The 17,648-nt window shown below is 60.0% G+C and carries 15 protein-coding genes; all 15 read left to right on the top strand.

Annotated elements, in window-relative coordinates; genetic code table 11:
* Window positions 1-12 precede the first annotated feature (12 nt).
* The gene (locus HK44_RS01320; RefSeq protein ID WP_019689832.1) at window positions 13-459 is read left to right on the top strand and encodes an NUDIX hydrolase; all 447 of its coding nucleotides are present in this window, start codon (window positions 13-15) and stop codon (window positions 457-459) included.
* 59 nt (window positions 460-518) lie between these two features.
* A complete protein-coding gene (mnmA, locus tag HK44_RS01315) occupies window positions 519-1,652 on the top strand; it encodes a tRNA 2-thiouridine(34) synthase MnmA (protein WP_019689831.1) in 1,134 nt (377 codons plus the stop codon).
* Entirely contained in the window at window positions 1,649-2,272 is a 624-nt protein-coding gene (gene hflD, locus HK44_RS01310; protein WP_019689830.1) for a high frequency lysogenization protein HflD, read from the top strand. The genes mnmA and hflD overlap by 4 nt, the downstream gene beginning before the upstream one ends.
* A gap of 128 nt (window positions 2,273-2,400) precedes the next feature.
* The gene (gene purB, locus HK44_RS01305; RefSeq protein WP_019689829.1) at window positions 2,401-3,771 is read left to right on the top strand and encodes an adenylosuccinate lyase; all 1,371 of its coding nucleotides are present in this window, start codon (window positions 2,401-2,403) and stop codon (window positions 3,769-3,771) included.
* Between the two features lie 85 nt (window positions 3,772-3,856).
* Window positions 3,857-5,023, top strand: coding sequence for a cupin domain-containing protein (locus tag HK44_RS01300; RefSeq protein ID WP_019689828.1), 1,167 nt, complete (start codon window positions 3,857-3,859; stop codon window positions 5,021-5,023).
* Window positions 5,016-5,438 (top strand): GNAT family N-acetyltransferase, encoded by a 423-nt coding sequence (locus tag HK44_RS01295; RefSeq protein ID WP_019689827.1) that lies wholly within the window; start codon window positions 5,016-5,018, stop codon window positions 5,436-5,438. Before HK44_RS01300 ends, HK44_RS01295 begins: the two co-directional genes overlap by 8 nt.
* 235 nt (window positions 5,439-5,673) lie before the next feature.
* Complete coding sequence (locus HK44_RS01290; RefSeq protein ID WP_019689826.1) at window positions 5,674-6,495, top strand: secretin N-terminal domain-containing protein; 822 nt, start codon at window positions 5,674-5,676, stop codon at window positions 6,493-6,495.
* 512 nt (window positions 6,496-7,007) lie between these two features.
* Complete coding sequence (gene aceA, locus HK44_RS01285; protein ID WP_019689825.1) at window positions 7,008-8,333, top strand: isocitrate lyase; 1,326 nt, start codon at window positions 7,008-7,010, stop codon at window positions 8,331-8,333.
* Between the two features lie 648 nt (window positions 8,334-8,981).
* Complete coding sequence (locus tag HK44_RS01280) at window positions 8,982-9,395, top strand: NADH-quinone oxidoreductase subunit A (RefSeq protein ID WP_019689824.1); 414 nt, start codon at window positions 8,982-8,984, stop codon at window positions 9,393-9,395.
* A gap of 10 nt (window positions 9,396-9,405) precedes the next feature.
* The gene (locus HK44_RS01275) at window positions 9,406-10,080 is read left to right on the top strand and encodes a NuoB/complex I 20 kDa subunit family protein (protein WP_019689823.1); all 675 of its coding nucleotides are present in this window, start codon (window positions 9,406-9,408) and stop codon (window positions 10,078-10,080) included.
* 73 nt (window positions 10,081-10,153) lie between these two features.
* Complete coding sequence (gene nuoC, locus HK44_RS01270; protein ID WP_024264675.1) at window positions 10,154-11,938, top strand: NADH-quinone oxidoreductase subunit C/D; 1,785 nt, start codon at window positions 10,154-10,156, stop codon at window positions 11,936-11,938.
* Window positions 11,939-11,940: 2 nt separating this feature from the next.
* Window positions 11,941-12,438 carry an NADH-quinone oxidoreductase subunit NuoE gene (nuoE, locus tag HK44_RS01265; RefSeq protein WP_007970445.1) on the top strand — a complete coding sequence of 166 codons (498 nt, stop codon included), beginning with the start codon at window positions 11,941-11,943 and terminating at the stop codon, window positions 12,436-12,438.
* Entirely contained in the window at window positions 12,435-13,790 is a 1,356-nt protein-coding gene (gene nuoF / locus HK44_RS01260; RefSeq protein WP_019689821.1) for an NADH-quinone oxidoreductase subunit NuoF, read from the top strand. Before nuoE ends, nuoF begins: the two co-directional genes overlap by 4 nt.
* A 136-nt stretch (window positions 13,791-13,926) precedes the next feature.
* Window positions 13,927-16,641 carry an NADH-quinone oxidoreductase subunit NuoG gene (gene nuoG, locus HK44_RS01255; protein ID WP_019689820.1) on the top strand — a complete coding sequence of 905 codons (2,715 nt, stop codon included), beginning with the start codon at window positions 13,927-13,929 and terminating at the stop codon, window positions 16,639-16,641.
* Window positions 16,638-17,645: an NADH-quinone oxidoreductase subunit NuoH gene (nuoH, locus tag HK44_RS01250; RefSeq protein WP_019689819.1), complete on the top strand. Its 1,008-nt coding sequence runs from the start codon at window positions 16,638-16,640 to the stop codon at window positions 17,643-17,645. Before nuoG ends, nuoH begins: the two co-directional genes overlap by 4 nt.
* The last annotated feature ends 3 nt before the right edge of the window (window positions 17,646-17,648 follow it).

The following is a 17,648-nucleotide window of genomic DNA, read 5'->3' as shown; positions in this document are numbered from 1 at the left end:
CGAGGCACATTCATGGATTGGCTACCCCACATCACCGTCGCCACCATCGTCGAAGACAATGGCCGTTTCCTGATGGTCGAAGAACTCAAGGCCGGACGCGCGGTACTCAATCAACCGGCCGGGCATCTGGACCCGAACGAAACCCTGACCGAAGCCGCCATTCGTGAAACTCTCGAAGAAACCGGCTGGGACGTTGAAGCCACTGGTGTGGTAGGCATCTACCTCTACACCGCTCCAAGCAACGGCGTGACCTACCAGCGTGTCTGCTTTGCCGCCAAAGCCTTGAAACACCGTCCCGACTATCAACTTGACGACGGCATCGTCGGCGCAAAATGGCTGACCCGCGACGAACTCCTCGCGCAGCGCGATCACTGGCGCAGCGAGCTGATTATTCGCTGTATCGACGATTATCTGAGCGGTAAACTCTTCAGTCTCGAACTGATCCGCCCTTCTCTTTAGCCTTGCAGGCTCGGGCCTGATAGAATCGCGTCCTTTTTCAAGACACTCATTAAATCCCTATGCGTGATCCAGCCCCTTCTGACACACAAAAGAAGCGCGTCATTGTCGGCATGTCCGGCGGCGTGGACTCTTCCGTTTCCGCCCTACTGCTGATCGAGCAGGGTTATCAGGTGGAAGGCCTGTTCATGAAGAACTGGGAAGAGGACGACGGAACGGACTACTGCACCGCCATGGACGACCTGGCGGACGCGCAGGCCGTGTGCGACAAGATTGGCATCAAGCTGCACACCGCCAACTTCGCCGCCGAGTACTGGGACAACGTGTTCGAGCACTTCCTGGCCGAATACAAGGCCGGCCGCACGCCGAACCCGGACATCCTGTGCAACCGTGAAATCAAGTTCAAGGCGTTCCTCGACTACGCCATGATGCTCGGTGCCGACCTGATCGCCACCGGCCATTACGTGCGCCGCCGCGACATCGATGGCCGTACCGAACTGCTCAAAGGCCTGGACCCGAACAAGGACCAGAGCTACTTCCTGCATGCCGTGGGTGGCGAACAGATCGCCAAGACCCTGTTCCCGGTCGGCGAACTGGAAAAACCCGAAGTTCGCGCGATTGCCGAGAAACACGACCTGGCCACCGCGAAGAAGAAAGACTCCACCGGTATCTGCTTTATCGGTGAACGACGCTTCAGCGACTTTCTCAAGCAATACCTGCCGGCACAGCCTGGCGACATCAAAACCACCGAAGGTGAAGTGATCGGCCGCCACCATGGCCTGATGTACCACACCATCGGCCAGCGTCAGGGCCTGGGCATCGGCGGCTTGAAAGACGCCAGCGACGAGCCGTGGTACGTGCTGATCAAGGACCTGGAACACAACGAGCTGATCGTTGGCCAGGGCAATGACCATCCTTGGCTATTCTCCCGCGCCCTGCTCGCCTCGGACATCTACTGGGTCAACCCGGTCGACCTGAGCTCGCCGCGCAAACTCACGGCGAAAGTCCGCTATCGCCAGAGCGACCAGCCTTGCACCCTGGAAAAAACCGCCAACGGCTACCGCGCCACCTTCGATGACCCGCAGCGCGCGGTCACCCCAGGTCAATCGGTGGTGTTTTACGACGGTGAAATCTGCCTCGGTGGCGGTGTCATTGAAGTCGCTGAACCCTGGAGCAGCAAGGATTCGCGCGCATGAGCCCGACTCAGGAGCAACTGATAGCGCTCGGTGGCGTGTTTCTCGCCGCCGTCCTGGTCGACAAGATTGCCAAGACCGGGCAGGTCAGCGAAGCCGGCCTGACCTGCATGCTTGGCAGCTTGTTGATCATCGACCCCAAGGACACGCTGGAGGTCTACGGCGGCGACGATATCAATCTGCGCGAAGGTTATCGCGCCTTGATCGGCGCCCTCGAGCGCGACCCGAGCACCTTGCAGCGCGAACCCCTGCGCTATGCCCTGTCGATGCTCGGTCTTGAGCGGCAACTGGCCAAGCGCGGCGACATGCTTGAAGTGATCGGCAAGCGCTTGCCGCAGATTCAGTCCCAGGTCGAGCATTTCGGCCCGGCCCACGAAAACGTGATCGCCGCCTGCGGCGCGCTGTATCAGGACACCTTGAGCACTCTGCGCCAACGCATTCAAGTGCATGGCGACATGCGCAACCTGCAGCAGCCAAGCAACGCCTCGAAGATCCGCGCCCTGTTGCTGGCCGGTATCCGCTCGGCGCGCTTGTGGCGGCAGCTCGGCGGTCATCGATGGCAGTTGGTGATCAGTCGCCGCAAACTGCTCAAAGAGCTTTATCCGCTGATGCACAGCAGCTGAACTGCGCCTGCAATACTGATTTTTAACCTGTAACGCGTAAGACGCTGGTCAGTTGGCAACGGACCGGCGGAATTTTTTCATGTATGATACGCACCCCATTTCGTTGCCCGACTGTCCGAGAACACCCCATGCAGCTCTCTTCGCTCACTGCGGTTTCCCCTGTTGACGGCCGCTACGCCGGCAAAACCCAGGCCCTGCGCCCGATTTTCAGCGAATACGGTCTGATCCGTGCTCGCGTTCTGGTTGAAGTGCGCTGGCTCCAGCGCCTGGCCGCTCACCCCGCCATCAGCGAAGTGCCGGCGTTCTCCGCCGAAGCTAACGCCGTGCTGAACACCCTGGCGGAAAACTTCTCTCTGGAACACGCCGAGCGCGTCAAAGAGATCGAGCGCACCACCAACCACGACGTTAAAGCCATCGAGTACCTGCTCAAGGAACAGGCGGCCAAGCTGCCTGAACTGGCCAACGTCAGTGAGTTCATCCACTTTGCCTGCACCAGCGAGGACATCAACAACCTGTCCCACGCCCTGATGCTGCGCGAAGGCCGTGATGACGTGATGCTGCCGCTGATGCGCCAGACCAGCGACGCCATCCGCGAGCTGGCCATCCGCTTCGCCGACGTACCCATGCTGTCGCGCACCCACGGTCAGCCGGCTTCGCCGACCACCCTGGGCAAAGAACTGGCTAACGTGGTTTACCGTCTGGAGCGCCAGATCGCTCAAGTCGCGGCCGTACCGCTGCTGGGCAAGATCAACGGTGCCGTCGGCAACTACAACGCTCACCTGTCGGCCTACCCGGAAATCGACTGGGAAGCCAACGCCCGCGCCTTCATCGAAGACGAGCTGGGCCTGGGCTTCAACCCGTACACCACGCAGATCGAACCGCACGACTACATCGCCGAACTGTTCGATGCGATTGCGCGCTTCAACACCATCCTGATCGACTTCGATCGCGATATCTGGGGTTACATCTCCCTGGGCTACTTCAAGCAGCGCACCATCGCTGGCGAAATCGGGTCCTCGACCATGCCGCACAAGGTCAACCCGATCGACTTCGAAAACTCCGAAGGCAACCTGGGGATCGCCAACGCGCTGTTCCAGCACCTGGCGAGCAAACTGCCGATCTCCCGCTGGCAGCGCGACCTGACCGACTCCACCGTACTGCGCAACCTCGGTGTCGGCTTCGCCCACAGCGTGATCGCGTACGAAGCAAGCCTCAAGGGAATCAGCAAGTTAGAGCTCAATGCTCAGAAGATTGCTGCGGACCTGGACGCATGCTGGGAAGTTCTGGCCGAGCCGATTCAGACCGTGATGCGTCGCTACAACATTGAAAACCCGTACGAAAAGCTTAAAGAACTGACGCGCGGCAAGGGCATCAGCCCTGAAGCGTTGCAGACTTTCATCGATGCACTGGACATGCCTGCCGAAGCAAAGGCCGAGTTGAAAAAGCTCACCCCGGCCAACTACATCGGCAACGCCGTGGCACAAGCCAAACGCATCTGATCGACCGTTTGACCCTTTGAGACGCCCGGCAGCGCCGGGCGTTTTTATTCCCGTCTGAAAAGTGCTTTTTTTCAATAGGTTACACATGAATCCTGATATTCCTCTTCAACTTCTGGGCGGCATCACGGCACGGGAATTCCTGCGCGACTACTGGCAGAAAAAACCGTTGCTGATCCGCCAGGCGATCCCTGACTTCGAAAGCCCAATCGACGCCGACGAACTGGCCGGTCTGGCGCTGGAAGAAGAAGTCGAATCGCGCCTGGTCATCGAGCACGGCGAGCGTCCCTGGGAACTGCGTCGCGGCCCGTTCGCCGAAGACGAATTCAGCAAGCTGCCAGAGCGCGAGTGGACCCTGCTGGTGCAGGCCGTCGACCAGTTCGTGCCGGAAGTCGCGGAGCTGCTGGAAAACTTCCGCTTCCTGCCGAGCTGGCGCATCGACGACGTGATGATCAGCTTTGCCGCCCCAGGTGGCAGTGTCGGTCCGCACTTCGACAACTACGACGTGTTCCTGCTGCAAGGCTTTGGTAAGCGCAACTGGAAAATCGGCCAGATGTGCGATTCCGACAGCCCGCTGCTGCAACATGCCGACCTGCGCATCCTCGCCGACTTCGAAGCCGCCGACGAGTGGACCCTGGAACCGGGCGACATGCTGTACTTGCCGCCGCGCCTGGCCCACTGCGGCGTGGCCGTCGATGATTGCATGACCTACTCGGTCGGTTTCCGCGCACCAAGCGCCGCCGAAGTGCTGACCCACTTCACCGACTTCCTCAGCCAGTTCCTGCCTGACGAAGAGCGCTACACCGATGCCGACGCACAGCCAGCGATCGACCCGCACCAGATCCAGCATGACGCGCTCGACCGCTTGAAAAGCCTGCTGGCCGAGCACATGAGCGACGAGCGCCTGTTGCTGACCTGGTTCGGCCAGTTCATGACCGAGCCACGCTACCCGGAACTGGTGGTTGGCCCGGAACTGGAAGAAGACGATCTGCTGAGCAGCCTTGAACAAGGCGCTGTGTTGATTCGCAATCCAAGCGCGCGCCTGGCCTGGTCCGAAGTCGACGACGACCTCCTGCTGTTCGCCAGCGGCCAGAGCCGTTATCTGCCGGGCAAGTTGCGCGAACTGCTGAAGATGATTTGCGCCGCCGATGCGTTGCACATCGACAACCTTGGCCAATGGCTGAGCGATGAAGACGGCCGCAACCTGCTGTGCGAACTGGTCAAGCAAGGTAGCCTGGGATTTGCCGATGAATAAGATTCACGTACGTGTCGCAGACTGGCAAAAGGACAACGCCGAGATCCGGCGCATTCGTGAAACGGTGTTCATCGCCGAGCAATCCGTTCCAGCTGAGCTGGAATGGGATGCCGACGACGCGAGCGCCGTGCATTTCCTCGCCTTCGAAGGCGACTTTCCGATTGGCACCGCCCGCCTGCTGCCCGATGGTCACATCGGCCGGGTGTCGGTGCTCAAGGACTGGCGCGGCCTGAAGGTCGGCGACAAGCTGATGCAAGCGGTGATCGGTGAAGCCGAGAAGCGCGGGCTCAAGCAGCAGATGCTCAGTGCGCAGGTGCAGGCGACAGCATTCTACGAGCGCCTGGGCTTTACCGTGGTCAGTGAAGAGTTCCTGGAAGCAGGGATTCCCCACGTGGACATGGTGCGCAAGGGCTGATTACTTGTGGCGAGGGAGCTTGCTCCCGCTGGGTCGCGAAGCGGCCCCAAAATTATTAGGGCTGCTGTGCAGCCCAGCGGGAGCAAGCTCCCTCGCCACAAGTGCACACCAGTAACACCACAAAACGCCCCGCTTTCCTCAGGTAGCGGGGCGTTTTGCTGTCTACGATTCAACTTGCCCCACCGCAGGCCGACAAACTGGCAAACTCAAGCCTTTGATCGCGGAGATAACGGACATGTCCCTACGCACCCTGCTCACCACGCTGCTGCTGACCTGCAGTTTCTCGGTCGTCGCTGCTACCGAGGTGGTGCAGCTCAACAATCGCACCAGCGCCGACCTGCTGCCGGTGGCGCAGAATTTTATCGGCAGGGACGGCAAGGTCAGCGCCTACGGCAACCAACTGATCGTCAACGCCGAACCCGACAAGATCAACGAACTCAAAGCCCTGATCACACAGCTCGACACCGCCCCCAAGCGCCTACTGATCACGGTCGACACCAACGAAAACAACCAGCACAACAACGCCGATCGGCAAACGCAGATCATCACCTACAGCACCGACAGCCGTGAAGGCGGCATCCAGCAGGTCCAGACCAGCGAAGGCGCACCCGCCCTGATCCAGATTGGCCAGAGCGTACCGCTGACCACCACCCAGACCGACACCTACACCAGCCTGCCAAACCAGACAAACACCTCCCGCCAGCCCCAGACCAACACCTCCGGCCAACCGCAAAACCCGCTCAACAACTACGCTCACCTGCAAAGCCAGACCCAATACCGCAACGTCACCCAAGGCTTCTACGTCACCGCCAGCGTCACCGGCGACATCGTTCACCTGGCAATCAGTACCAACCGTGACCGAATGAGCCAGGAACGTCCCGATGTAGTGAACGTACAAAGCACCGACACAACCGTCAGCGGTCGCCTGGGCGAGTGGATCACCCTGGCCGGCGCCAACCGCCAGACGCAAGCCGACAAACAAGCCATGAGCCGCAGCTACTCTACTCAGGGCCGGGATGACATGACGCTGCGAGTCAAAGTCGATACCTTGGACTAACACACCAAAAACTGACTGATTAGTCGTATTAGACTAAAGATGTAGTGCTTTAAAAAAAGCACTACAAATCGTTTGACGAGCCAAAAAAGCAAAGGCATGATGGCCTCGCTCCCGCTAATCAGGGGCCCTGGCAAGGGCCTTCGGATCGCGCTCTAACCTTACCGACCTGAGCCGATTCGTGTCTGTACCGCCCACAAGGTGTGTTTGACGAGGTTGCGACTGGAACGAAGTTGTCCCGAGGGACGGAAGCGTAATAGGTAGCCCGGCAACACACTGATGATCGTACAAAGGCCCACGACGCCCGAATGCGCCCGCCAGTTCGCCCTTACCTGCTCAGCTTTCATCCTCGAGCCCATCGTTCATCCCGTCGCCTTCCCCGCCAGACCCGACTTGACCGCCTAAGCTTCTGGTCAGCGAGCAGCCATCTACGCCCCATTTGAATGTGCGTACTGGCAGCAGGAATTTCCCCCCAGGAACCACTTTCCACACAAGACGCGACGAGGTTTATCTCCATGGCACTGACACGCGAACAGCAAATTGCAGCCCTTGAAAAAGACTGGGCTGAAAACCCGCGCTGGAAAGGCGTGACACGCACTTACTCCGCTGCTGACGTCGTCCGTCTGCGTGGCTCGGTTCAACCTGAGCACACCTTTGCAAAAATGGGCGCCGAGAAGCTCTGGAACCTGGTGACCCAGGGTGCCAAGCCAGCCTTCCGCCCCGAGAAAGATTTCGTCAACTGCATGGGCGCCCTGACCGGCGGCCAGGCGGTACAACAAGTTAAAGCCGGTATCCAGGCGATCTACCTGTCGGGCTGGCAGGTTGCTGCAGACAACAACTCTGCAGAATCGATGTACCCGGACCAGTCGCTGTACCCGGTCGACTCCGTACCGACCGTGGTCAAGCGCATCAACAACTCGTTCCGTCGTGCTGACCAGATCCAGTGGAAAGCCGGCAAGAACCCGGGCGACGAAGGTTACATCGACTACTTCGCACCGATCGTTGCCGACGCTGAAGCCGGTTTCGGTGGCGTTCTGAACGCCTACGAACTGATGAAGAGCATGATCGAAGCAGGCGCTGCCGGCGTTCACTTCGAAGACCAACTGGCCTCCGTGAAAAAATGCGGCCACATGGGCGGCAAGGTACTGGTTCCAACCCAGGAAGCTGTACAGAAGCTGACCGCGGCTCGCCTGGCGGCTGACGTTGCCGGCACTCCGACCATCATCCTGGCCCGTACCGACGCTAATGCTGCCGACCTGTTGACGTCCGACTGCGACCCGTACGACCAGCCATTCGTGACTGGCGAACGCACCCAGGAAGGCTTCTACAAAGTACGTGCTGGCCTCGACCAGGCTATCGCTCGCGGCCTGGCCTACGCGCCGTACGCCGACCTGATCTGGTGCGAAACCGCCAAGCCGGACCTGGACGAAGCCCGTCGCTTCGCTGAAGCGATCAAAAAGGAATACCCGGACCAACTGCTGTCGTACAACTGCTCGCCTTCCTTCAACTGGAAGAAAAACCTGGACGACGCGACCATCGCCAAGTTCCAGCGCGAACTGTCCGCCATGGGCTACAAGCACCAGTTCATCACCCTGGCCGGCATTCACAACATGTGGCACAGCATGTTCAACCTGGCGCACGACTACGCCCGCAACGACATGACTGCCTACGTGAAGCTGCAAGAGCAGGAGTTCGCTGACGCGGCCAAGGGTTACACCTTCGTGGCGCACCAGCAGGAAGTGGGCACCGGCTACTTCGACGACATGACCACCGTGATTCAGGGCGGCTCGTCTTCGGTGACCGCGCTGACCGGCTCCACCGAAGAAGAACAGTTCCACTGATCTGATTCGAACGAGCAAACGGCCCTTCCGGACCGGGTAAAAAGCTAACCGGAATGCCGCACATCTGACGCCCCGACTGGATCGGGGCGTTTTTTTGCCCGGGATTTCACCAACACCACACGCCCTCACTCTCGTAGGAGCAAGGCTTGCCCGCGATGGGTGCGCCGCAGTTTTTCAGACAAACCGAGTCATCGTTCATCGCGGGCAAGCCTTGCTCCTACAGGAAGGGGGAGCGAGGACGAGCAAAAACATTGATCCAGAGCGGTATTCCGATCGGCAAAACAGAGTAAAACGGCCCCGCGCACTACTTGCAGTAACCGGTATGTAAGCGCAACTTTCCAGCCGCCACCCCGACTTACAGTTCAAAAACCACCTCAAACAGTATTGATTATCATTTGGCGCCAAGCATGTTCGTTACAACCTGCACAAAACATTATTGACAAAACCCCGGCTAATGCCCGCAACGCATGGGCTGCAGGCCTTTTGAGGTGCGCTATGTCCTTATTCTTATAAATAATTTCGCTACAGGAATTTTACTTGCTCGGTGTTTAGCCATAAAATCACCGCGATTGATTGCTGCGACATATCGTCACTGCTTTATTTCTTTTCAAGCTCAGAGACCTTTGCTCTCTGTTAAGGATTACCAGCATGCCCGAAGCGACAGGACTCATGGCCCACAACTGGGGCTTTGCCATTTTCCTTCTGGGTGTCGGCGGCCTGTGCGCCTTCATGCTCGGCGTCTCCAGCCTCCTCGGGTCAAAAGCCTGGGGTCGCAGCAAAAACGAACCGTTCGAGTCCGGCATGCTACCTACCGGTGGCGCCCGCTTGCGGCTCTCAGCCAAATTCTATCTGGTCGCGATGCTGTTCGTGATCTTCGATATCGAAGCCCTATTTCTCTTTGCCTGGTCTGTGTCCGTCCGCGAAAGCGGCTGGACCGGATTCGTCGAAGCTCTCGTTTTCATAGCAATTCTGTTGGCAGGTCTTGTCTACCTATTTCGAGTGGGCGCCCTTGATTGGGCGCCGGCAGCTCGTCATAAGCGGCAGGCGAAGCTGAAACAATGAGGCTTTGGCGATGCAATACAATCTCACCAGGATCGACCCCGATGCTCCTAACGAGCAGTACCCGATCGGCGCACGGGAAACCGTTTCCGATCCGTTAGAAGATCAAGTCCACAAAAACATTTTCATGGGCAAGCTCGAAGACGTGCTTAACGGCACGATCAACTGGGGGCGTAAGAACTCCCTGTGGCCGTATAACTTCGGTCTTTCGTGCTGCTACGTGGAAATGACCACCGCCTTCACGGCGCCCCACGACATCGCGCGCTTTGGCGCCGAGGTTATCCGGGCATCGCCGCGTCAGGCGGATTTCATGGTTATTGCCGGAACCTGCTTCATCAAGATGGCGCCGATCATTCAGCGTCTCTACGAGCAGATGCTCGAGCCGAAGTGGGTTATCTCCATGGGTTCGTGCGCCAACTCCGGTGGCATGTACGACATCTACTCCGTCGTTCAAGGGGTGGACAAGTTCCTGCCCGTGGACGTCTACGTGCCTGGCTGCCCGCCCCGCCCTGAAGCTTTTCTGCAAGGCTTGATGCTGTTGCAGGAGTCGATTGGCCAGGAGCGGCGCCCACTTTCCTGGGTCGTTGGCGATCAAGGCGTTTACCGCGCCGAGATGCCTTCGCAAAAGGAACAGCGCCGCGAACAGCGTATTCAGGTAACCAACCTGCGCAGCCCCGACGAAGTCTGATCCAGATCTGTTCTTACAAAGAAACGAGAAACTGGCTTCATTCTTTACGTTGACCGAAAGCGATAAAAAAACCATGACTACAGGCAGTGCTCTGTACATCCCGCCTTACAAGGCAGACGACCAGGATGTGGTCGTCGAATTGAACAACCGTTTTGGCCCTGAGGCGTTCAGCGCCCAGGCCACCCGCACCGGCATGCCGGTGCTTTGGGTTGCCCGTGCCAAACTCGTCGAAGTCCTGACCTTCCTGCGCAACCTGCCCAAGCCGTACGTCATGCTCTATGACCTGCACGGCGTGGACGAGCGTCTGCGCACCAAGCGCCAGGGTTTGCCGAGCGGTGCCGACTTCACTGTGTTCTATCACTTGATGTCGATCGAACGTAATAGTGACGTAATGATCAAAGTCGCCTTGTCCGAGAGCGACCTCAGCTTACCGACCGTGACCGGTATCTGGCCGAACGCCAACTGGTACGAGCGTGAAGTGTGGGACATGTACGGCATCCACTTTGCCGGCCACCCGCACCTGACCCGCATCATGATGCCGCCGACCTGGGAAGGTCACCCGCTGCGCAAGGACTTCCCGGCCCGTGCCACCGAGTTCGACCCGTTCAGCCTGACGCTGGCCAAGCATCAGCTTGAAGAAGAAGCTGCGCGCTTCAAGCCTGAAGACTGGGGCATGAAACGTTCCGGCGCCAACGAGGACTACATGTTCCTCAACCTGGGCCCCAACCACCCTTCGGCTCACGGTGCGTTCCGCATCATCCTGCAACTGGACGGCGAAGAGATCGTCGACTGCGTGCCAGACGTCGGCTACCACCACCGTGGTGCCGAGAAGATGGCCGAGCGTCAGTCCTGGCACAGCTTCATCCCGTACACCGACCGTATCGATTACCTCGGCGGCGTGATGAACAACCTGCCGTACGTGCTCTCGGTCGAGAAGCTCGCCGGCATCAAGGTGCCTGAAAAGGTCGACGTCATCCGCATCATGATGGCCGAGTTCTTCCGGATCACCAGCCACCTGCTGTTCCTGGGTACGTACATCCAGGACGTCGGCGCCATGACCCCGGTGTTCTTCACCTTCACCGACCGCCAGAAGGCGTACACGGTGATCGAAGCCATCACCGGATTCCGTCTGCACCCGGCCTGGTATCGCATCGGCGGCGTCGCCCACGACCTGCCGCGCGGCTGGCAAAAGCTGGTCAAAGACTTCGTCGAGTGGATGCCAAAGCGTCTGGACGAATACCAGAAAGCCGCACTGGACAACAGCATCCTGCGTGGCCGGACCATCGGCGTCGCCGCCTACAACACCAAAGAAGCCCTGGAATGGGGCGTCACCGGTGCAGGCTTGCGTTCGACCGGTTGCAATTTCGACCTGCGTAAAGCCCGCCCGTACTCGGGCTACGAGAACTTCGAATTCGAAGTGCCGCTGGCGGCCAATGGCGATGCCTATGATCGTTGCATCGTGCGCGTGGAAGAAATGCGCCAGAGCATCAAGATCATCGACCAGTGCCTGCGCAACATGCCGGAAGGCCCGTACAAGGCGGATCACCCGCTGACCACGCCGCCGCCCAAAGAGCGCACGCTGCAGCACATCGAGACCTTGATCACGCACTTCCTGCAAGTTTCGTGGGGCCCGGTCATGCCGGCCAACGAATCCTTCCAGATGATCGAAGCGACCAAGGGCATCAACAGTTATTACCTGACGAGCGATGGCGGCACCATGAGCTACCGCACCCGGATTCGCACCCCAAGCTTCCCGCATCTGCAGCAGATCCCTTCGGTGATCAAAGGCAGCATGGTCGCGGACTTGATCGCGTACCTGGGTAGTATCGACTTCGTTATGGCCGACGTGGACCGCTAAGCATGAACAGCACGCTTATCCAGACAGACCGTTTCGCCCTGAGCGAAACCGAGCGCTCGGCCATCGAGCACGAGCTGCATCACTACGAAGACCCGCGCGCGGCGTCGATCGAAGCCCTGAAGATCGTCCAGAAGGAACGTGGCTGGGTGCCTGACGGCGCGCTCTACGCCATCGGCGAAATCCTCGGCATCCCGGCCAGCGACGTTGAAGGCGTGGCGACGTTCTATAGCCAGATCTTCCGTCAGCCAGTCGGTCGTCACATCATTCGCGTCTGCGACAGCATGGTCTGCTACATCGGTGGCCATGAGTCGGTGGTCAGCGAAATCCAGAGCAAGCTGGGCATCGGCCTGGGTCAAACCACCGCCGACGGTCGTTTCACCCTGCTGCCGGTCTGCTGCCTCGGCAACTGCGACAAGGCGCCGGCGTTGATGATCGACGACGACACATTCGGTGATGTGCAGCCAGCTGGCGTTGCCAAATTGCTCGAGGGCTACGTATGACCCTGACTTCCTTCGGCCCTGCCAACCGCATCAAGCGCAGCGCAGAGACCCACCCGCTGACCTGGCGCCTGCGTGACGACGGCGAGGCAGTCTGGCTCGACGAGTACCAGGCCAAGAACGGCTACGCGGCAGCGCGTAAAGCCTTCGCCGACATGTCCCAGGACGATATCGTCCAGACCGTCAAGGACTCCGGCCTCAAGGGGCGCGGCGGCGCGGGCTTCCCCACTGGCGTGAAGTGGGGCCTGATGCCCAAAGACGAATCCATGAACATCCGCTACCTGCTGTGCAACGCGGATGAAATGGAACCCAACACCTGGAAAGACCGCATGCTGATGGAGCAACTGCCCCATCTGCTGATCGAAGGCATGCTGATCAGTGCCCGCGCACTGAAAACCTACCGTGGCTACATCTTCCTGCGTGGCGAATACACCACCGCCGCCAAGCACCTGAACCGTGCCGTGGAAGAAGCCAAGGCTGCGGGCCTGTTGGGCAAAAACATCCTGGGCAGCGGATTCGATTTCGAACTGTTCGTCCACACCGGCGCCGGGCGTTACATCTGCGGTGAAGAAACCGCACTGATCAACTCCCTCGAAGGCCGCCGCGCCAACCCGCGCTCCAAGCCGCCCTTCCCTGCCGCCGTTGGCGTATGGGGCAAGCCGACCTGCGTGAACAACGTCGAGACGCTGTGCAACGTGCCAGCGATCATCGGCGACGGCGTGGACTGGTACAAATCCCTCGCTCGCGAAGGCAGTGAAGACCACGGCACCAAGCTGATGGGCTTCTCCGGCAAAGTGAAGAACCCTGGCCTGTGGGAACTGCCGTTCGGCGTCCCTGCGCGCGAGCTGTTCGAAGACTACGCCGGCGGCATGCGCGACGGTTACAAGCTCAAGTGCTGGCAGCCAGGCGGCGCCGGTACCGGCTTCCTGTTGCCGGAACACCTGGACGCACAAATGTACGCCGGCGGCATCGCCAAAGTGGGCACCCGTATGGGTACCGGCCTGGCCATGGCGGTGGACGACAGCGTCAACATGGTGTCCCTGCTGCGCAACATGGAAGAGTTCTTTGCCCGTGAGTCGTGCGGTTTCTGCACCCCGTGCCGTGACGGTTTGCCGTGGAGCGTCAAGCTCCTGCGCGCCATCGAGAACGGTGAAGGGCAAGCCGGCGACATCGAGACCCTGCTGGGTCTGGTCGGCTTCCTCGGCCCAGGCAAGACCTTCTGTGCTCACGCACCGGGTGCCGTGGAGCCATTGGGCAGTGCCATCAAGTATTTCCGTCCAGAGTTCGAAGCCGGCATCGCGCCCACCCGCGCCGCCGTCCCGCCTCTGGCAAGGCCGATCGTAGTCGGCGCTTAACGCTTTAAAAAGGCGAACGGTCCGTGCCGTTCGCCTTTCGTCCGATGACGCCTTTTCAGGCTGTTTGGATTTGGACGGATAACAAGATTCCATTAGCCACGCCCGCTGACACCGGGCCAACGAAGAACTTTGAACCATGGCCACTATCCACGTAGACGGCAAAGAGCTCGAAGTCGATGGGGCAGACAACCTGTTACAGGCATGTCTGTCGCTAGGCCTCGATATCCCTTATTTCTGCTGGCACCCCGCCCTCGGCAGCGTTGGCGCTTGCCGCCAGTGCGCCGTCAAGCAGTACACCGACGAGAACGACAAGCGTGGTCGTATCGTCATGTCCTGCATGACCCCTGCGACCGACGGCAGCTGGATTTCCATCGATGACGAAGAAGCCAAAGTGTTCCGCGCAAGCGTCGTCGAATGGTTGATGACCAACCACCCGCACGACTGCCCCGTGTGCGAGGAAGGCGGTCACTGCCACCTGCAAGACATGACGGTCATGACCGGCCACAACGAGCGCCGTTACCGCTTCACCAAGCGTACCCACCAGAACCAGCAACTGGGTCCGTTCATTTCCCACGAAATGAACCGCTGCATCGCCTGCTATCGCTGCGTACGTTTCTATAAAGACTACGCCGGCGGTACTGACCTCGGGGTATTCGGCGCCCACGACAACGTGTACTTCGGTCGCGTTGAAGACGGCACCCTGGAAAGCGAGTTTTCCGGCAACCTCACCGAGGTCTGCCCGACCGGTGTGTTCACCGACAAGACTCACTCCGAGCGCTACAACCGTAAATGGGACATGCAGTTCTCGCCGAGCATCTGCCATGGCTGCTCCAGCGGTTGCAACATCAGCCCGGGTGAGCGTTACGGTGAACTGCGTCGCATCGAAAACCGTTTCAACGGCTCGGTGAACCAGTACTTCCTGTGCGACCGTGGCCGTTTCGGCTATGGCTACGTCAACCGCGAAGACCGCCCACGTCAGCCACTGCTGGCCAACGGCGCGAAGCTGAGCCTCGACGAAGCGCTGGATAAAGCCGCTGACCTGCTGCGCGGTCGCAACATCGTCGGTATCGGTTCGCCGCGTGCCAGCCTTGAAAGCAACTACGCCCTGCGCGAACTGGTCGGTGCCGAGCACTTCTACTCCGGTATCGAAGCTTCCGAGCTTGAGCGTATTCGCCTGGTCATGCAGGTGCTCAAAGACAGCCCGCTGCCGATCCCGAACATGCGCGACGTCGAAGACCACGACGCGATTTTCGTCCTCGGTGAAGACCTGACCCAGACCGCTGCGCGCATGGCCCTGGCCCTGCGTCAATCGGTCAAAGGCAAAGCCGAAGACATGGCCGACGCGATGCGCGTTCAGCCTTGGCTCGACGCCGCGGTGAAAAACATCGGTCAGCACGCGCTGAACCCGCTGTTTATCGCAAGCCTGGCTGAAACCAAGCTCGACGACATGGCTGAAGAATGTGTTCACGCCGCTCCAGACGACCTGGCACGTATCGGTTTCGCCGTGGCTCACGCCCTCGACGCCAGCGCCCCAGCCGTTGAAGGCCTGGACAGCGAAGCCCTCGAACTGGCTCAACGCATCGCCAACGCCCTGCTCGCGGCCAAGCGTCCGCTGATCATCGCCGGTACTTCGCTGGGCTCCAAAGCCTTGATCGAAGCGGCGGCGAACATCGCCAAAGCCCTGAAGCTGCGCGAGAAGAACGGTTCCATCAGCCTGATCGTGCCAGAGGCCAACAGCCTCGGCCTGGCCATGCTCGGTGGCGAATCGGTCGATGCAGCCCTGCAAGCGGTGATCGAGGGTAAAGCCGACGCCATCGTGGTGCTGGAAAACGATCTGTACACCCGTACCGACAAAGCCATGGTCGATGCTGCCCTGACCGCCGCCAAAGTGGTGATCGTCGCCGACCATCAGAAAACCGCTACCAGCGATCGCGCACACCTGGTTCTGCCAGCCGCCAGCTTCGCTGAAGGCGACGGTACGCTGGTCAGCCAGGAAGGCCGCGCCCAGCGCTTCTTCCAGGTCTTCGACCCGACTTACCTCGATGCAAGCATCCTGGTTCACGAAGGCTGGCGCTGGCTGCATGCCCTGCGCGCAACCCTGCTGAACCAGCCGATCGACTGGACCCAACTGGACCACGTCACCGCTGCCTGCGCTTCGAGCACTCCACAACTGGCCGCTATCGTCAACGCCGCACCGTCCGCTTCGTTCCGGATCAAAGGCCTGAAACTGGCTCGCGAACCGCTGCGTTACAGTGGCCGGACCGCGATGCGCGCCGACATCAGCGTGCACGAGCCGCGTACTTCCCAGGACAACGACACCGCGTTCTCGTTCTCCATGGAAGGTTACTCGGGCTCCGTCGAACCGCGTCAGCAAGTGCCATTCGCCTGGTCGCCGGGCTGGAACTCGCCGCAAGCCTGGAACAAGTTCCAGGACGAAGTCGGTGGTCACCTGCGTGCCGGTGATCCGGGTACTCGCCTGATCGAAAGCCAGGGTGATTCGCTGAACTGGTTCGCCAGTGTTCCGCGTGCATTCAACCCGGCCCAAGGCACCTGGCAGGTTGTGCCGTTCTATCACCTGTTCGGCAGCGAAGAGAACTCTTCGAAAGCCGCTCCGGTCCAGGAACGCATTCCAGCTGCTTATGTGTCGCTGGCCAAGTCCGAAGCCGATCGCCTGGGCGTCAATGACGGTGCCATGCTGAGCTTGAGCGTTGCCGGCCAGACCCTGCGTCTGCCGCTGCGCATCAACGAAGAACTGGGCGCCGGCCTGGTGGCGCTGCCTGCGGGTATCGCCGGCATTCCACCGGCAATCTTTGGCAAATCCGTTGACGGTCTGCAGGAGGCAGCGCAATGACCTTGTTCACTCCTGAAGTGATCGACATCATCATCGCGGTGCTCAAGGCCATCGTGATTCTGCTCGCCGTGGTGGTCTGCGGCGCGCTGTTGAGCTGGGTCGAGCGTCGTTTGCTCGCCCTCTGGCAGGACCGTTATGGTCCGAACCGCGTCGGCCCGTTCGGTGCGTTCCAGATCGCAGCCGACATGATCAAGATGTTCTTCAAGGAAGACTGGACGCCGCCGTTTGCCGATAAGGTGATCTTCACCCTGGCACCGGTCGTGGCCATGAGCGCCTTGCTGATTGCCTTCGCGATCATCCCGATCACCCCGACCTGGGGGGTCGCGGACCTGAACATCGGCATCCTGTTCTTCTTCGCCATGGCCGGTCTGTCGGTCTACGCGGTGTTGTTCGCCGGCTGGTCGAGTAACAACAAGTTCGCCCTGCTGGGCAGCTTGCGGGCCTCGGCACAAACCGTGTCGTACGAAGTGTTCATGGGCCTGTCGCTGATGGGCATCGTGATCCAGGTCGGCTCGTTCAACATGCGCGACATCGTTGATTACCAGGCCCAGCACCTGTGGTTCGTCATTCCGCAGATCTTCGGTTTCCTGACCTTCTTCATTGCCGGCGTCGCCGTGACTCACCGTCACCCGTTCGACCAGCCGGAAGCGGAGCAGGAACTGGCTGACGGTTACCACATTGAATATGCCGGCATGAAATGGGGCATGTTCTTCGTCGGCGAGTACATCGGCATCGTGTTGATTTCGGCGCTGCTGGTAACCTTGTTCTTCGGTGGCTGGCACGGTCCGTTCGGCATTCTGCCGCAGATCCCGTTCATCTGGTTCGCACTGAAAACCGCGTTCTTCATCATGTTCTTCATCCTGCTGCGCGCCTCGATTCCGCGCCCACGGTATGACCAAGTGATGGACTTCAGCTGGAAGTTCTGCCTGCCGCTGACCCTCGTCAACATGCTGGTGACCGCTGCGATCGTGTTGCTCAACACGCCCGCCATCGCGGCTCAGTGAGGA

The organism is Pseudomonas fluorescens HK44, assembly GCF_000217955.3.
Taxonomy (GTDB): domain Bacteria; phylum Pseudomonadota; class Gammaproteobacteria; order Pseudomonadales; family Pseudomonadaceae; genus Aquipseudomonas; species Aquipseudomonas fluorescens_AQ.
The sequence above is the reverse complement of the archived record's forward strand: the minus strand, read 5'-3'. Positions and strand labels throughout refer to the sequence as shown.

Coding starts and splice junctions, on each gene's coding strand:
- nuoE (WP_007970445.1), top strand. CDS start 11,941: ATGAACAGCACGCTTATCCAGACAGACCGTTTCGCCCTGAGCGAAACC.
- HK44_RS01275 (WP_019689823.1), top strand. CDS start 9,406: ATGCAATACAATCTCACCAGGATCGACCCCGATGCTCCTAACGAGCAG.
- mnmA (WP_019689831.1), top strand. CDS start 519: ATGCGTGATCCAGCCCCTTCTGACACACAAAAGAAGCGCGTCATTGTC.
- HK44_RS01280 (WP_019689824.1), top strand. CDS start 8,982: ATGCCCGAAGCGACAGGACTCATGGCCCACAACTGGGGCTTTGCCATT.
- hflD (WP_019689830.1), top strand. CDS start 1,649: ATGAGCCCGACTCAGGAGCAACTGATAGCGCTCGGTGGCGTGTTTCTC.
- HK44_RS01295 (WP_019689827.1), top strand. CDS start 5,016: ATGAATAAGATTCACGTACGTGTCGCAGACTGGCAAAAGGACAACGCC.
- nuoG (WP_019689820.1), top strand. CDS start 13,927: ATGGCCACTATCCACGTAGACGGCAAAGAGCTCGAAGTCGATGGGGCA.
- aceA (WP_019689825.1), top strand. CDS start 7,008: ATGGCACTGACACGCGAACAGCAAATTGCAGCCCTTGAAAAAGACTGG.
- HK44_RS01300 (WP_019689828.1), top strand. CDS start 3,857: ATGAATCCTGATATTCCTCTTCAACTTCTGGGCGGCATCACGGCACGG.
- nuoH (WP_019689819.1), top strand. CDS start 16,638: ATGACCTTGTTCACTCCTGAAGTGATCGACATCATCATCGCGGTGCTC.
- HK44_RS01320 (WP_019689832.1), top strand. CDS start 13: ATGGATTGGCTACCCCACATCACCGTCGCCACCATCGTCGAAGACAAT.
- nuoC (WP_024264675.1), top strand. CDS start 10,154: ATGACTACAGGCAGTGCTCTGTACATCCCGCCTTACAAGGCAGACGAC.
- HK44_RS01290 (WP_019689826.1), top strand. CDS start 5,674: ATGTCCCTACGCACCCTGCTCACCACGCTGCTGCTGACCTGCAGTTTC.
- purB (WP_019689829.1), top strand. CDS start 2,401: ATGCAGCTCTCTTCGCTCACTGCGGTTTCCCCTGTTGACGGCCGCTAC.
- nuoF (WP_019689821.1), top strand. CDS start 12,435: ATGACCCTGACTTCCTTCGGCCCTGCCAACCGCATCAAGCGCAGCGCA.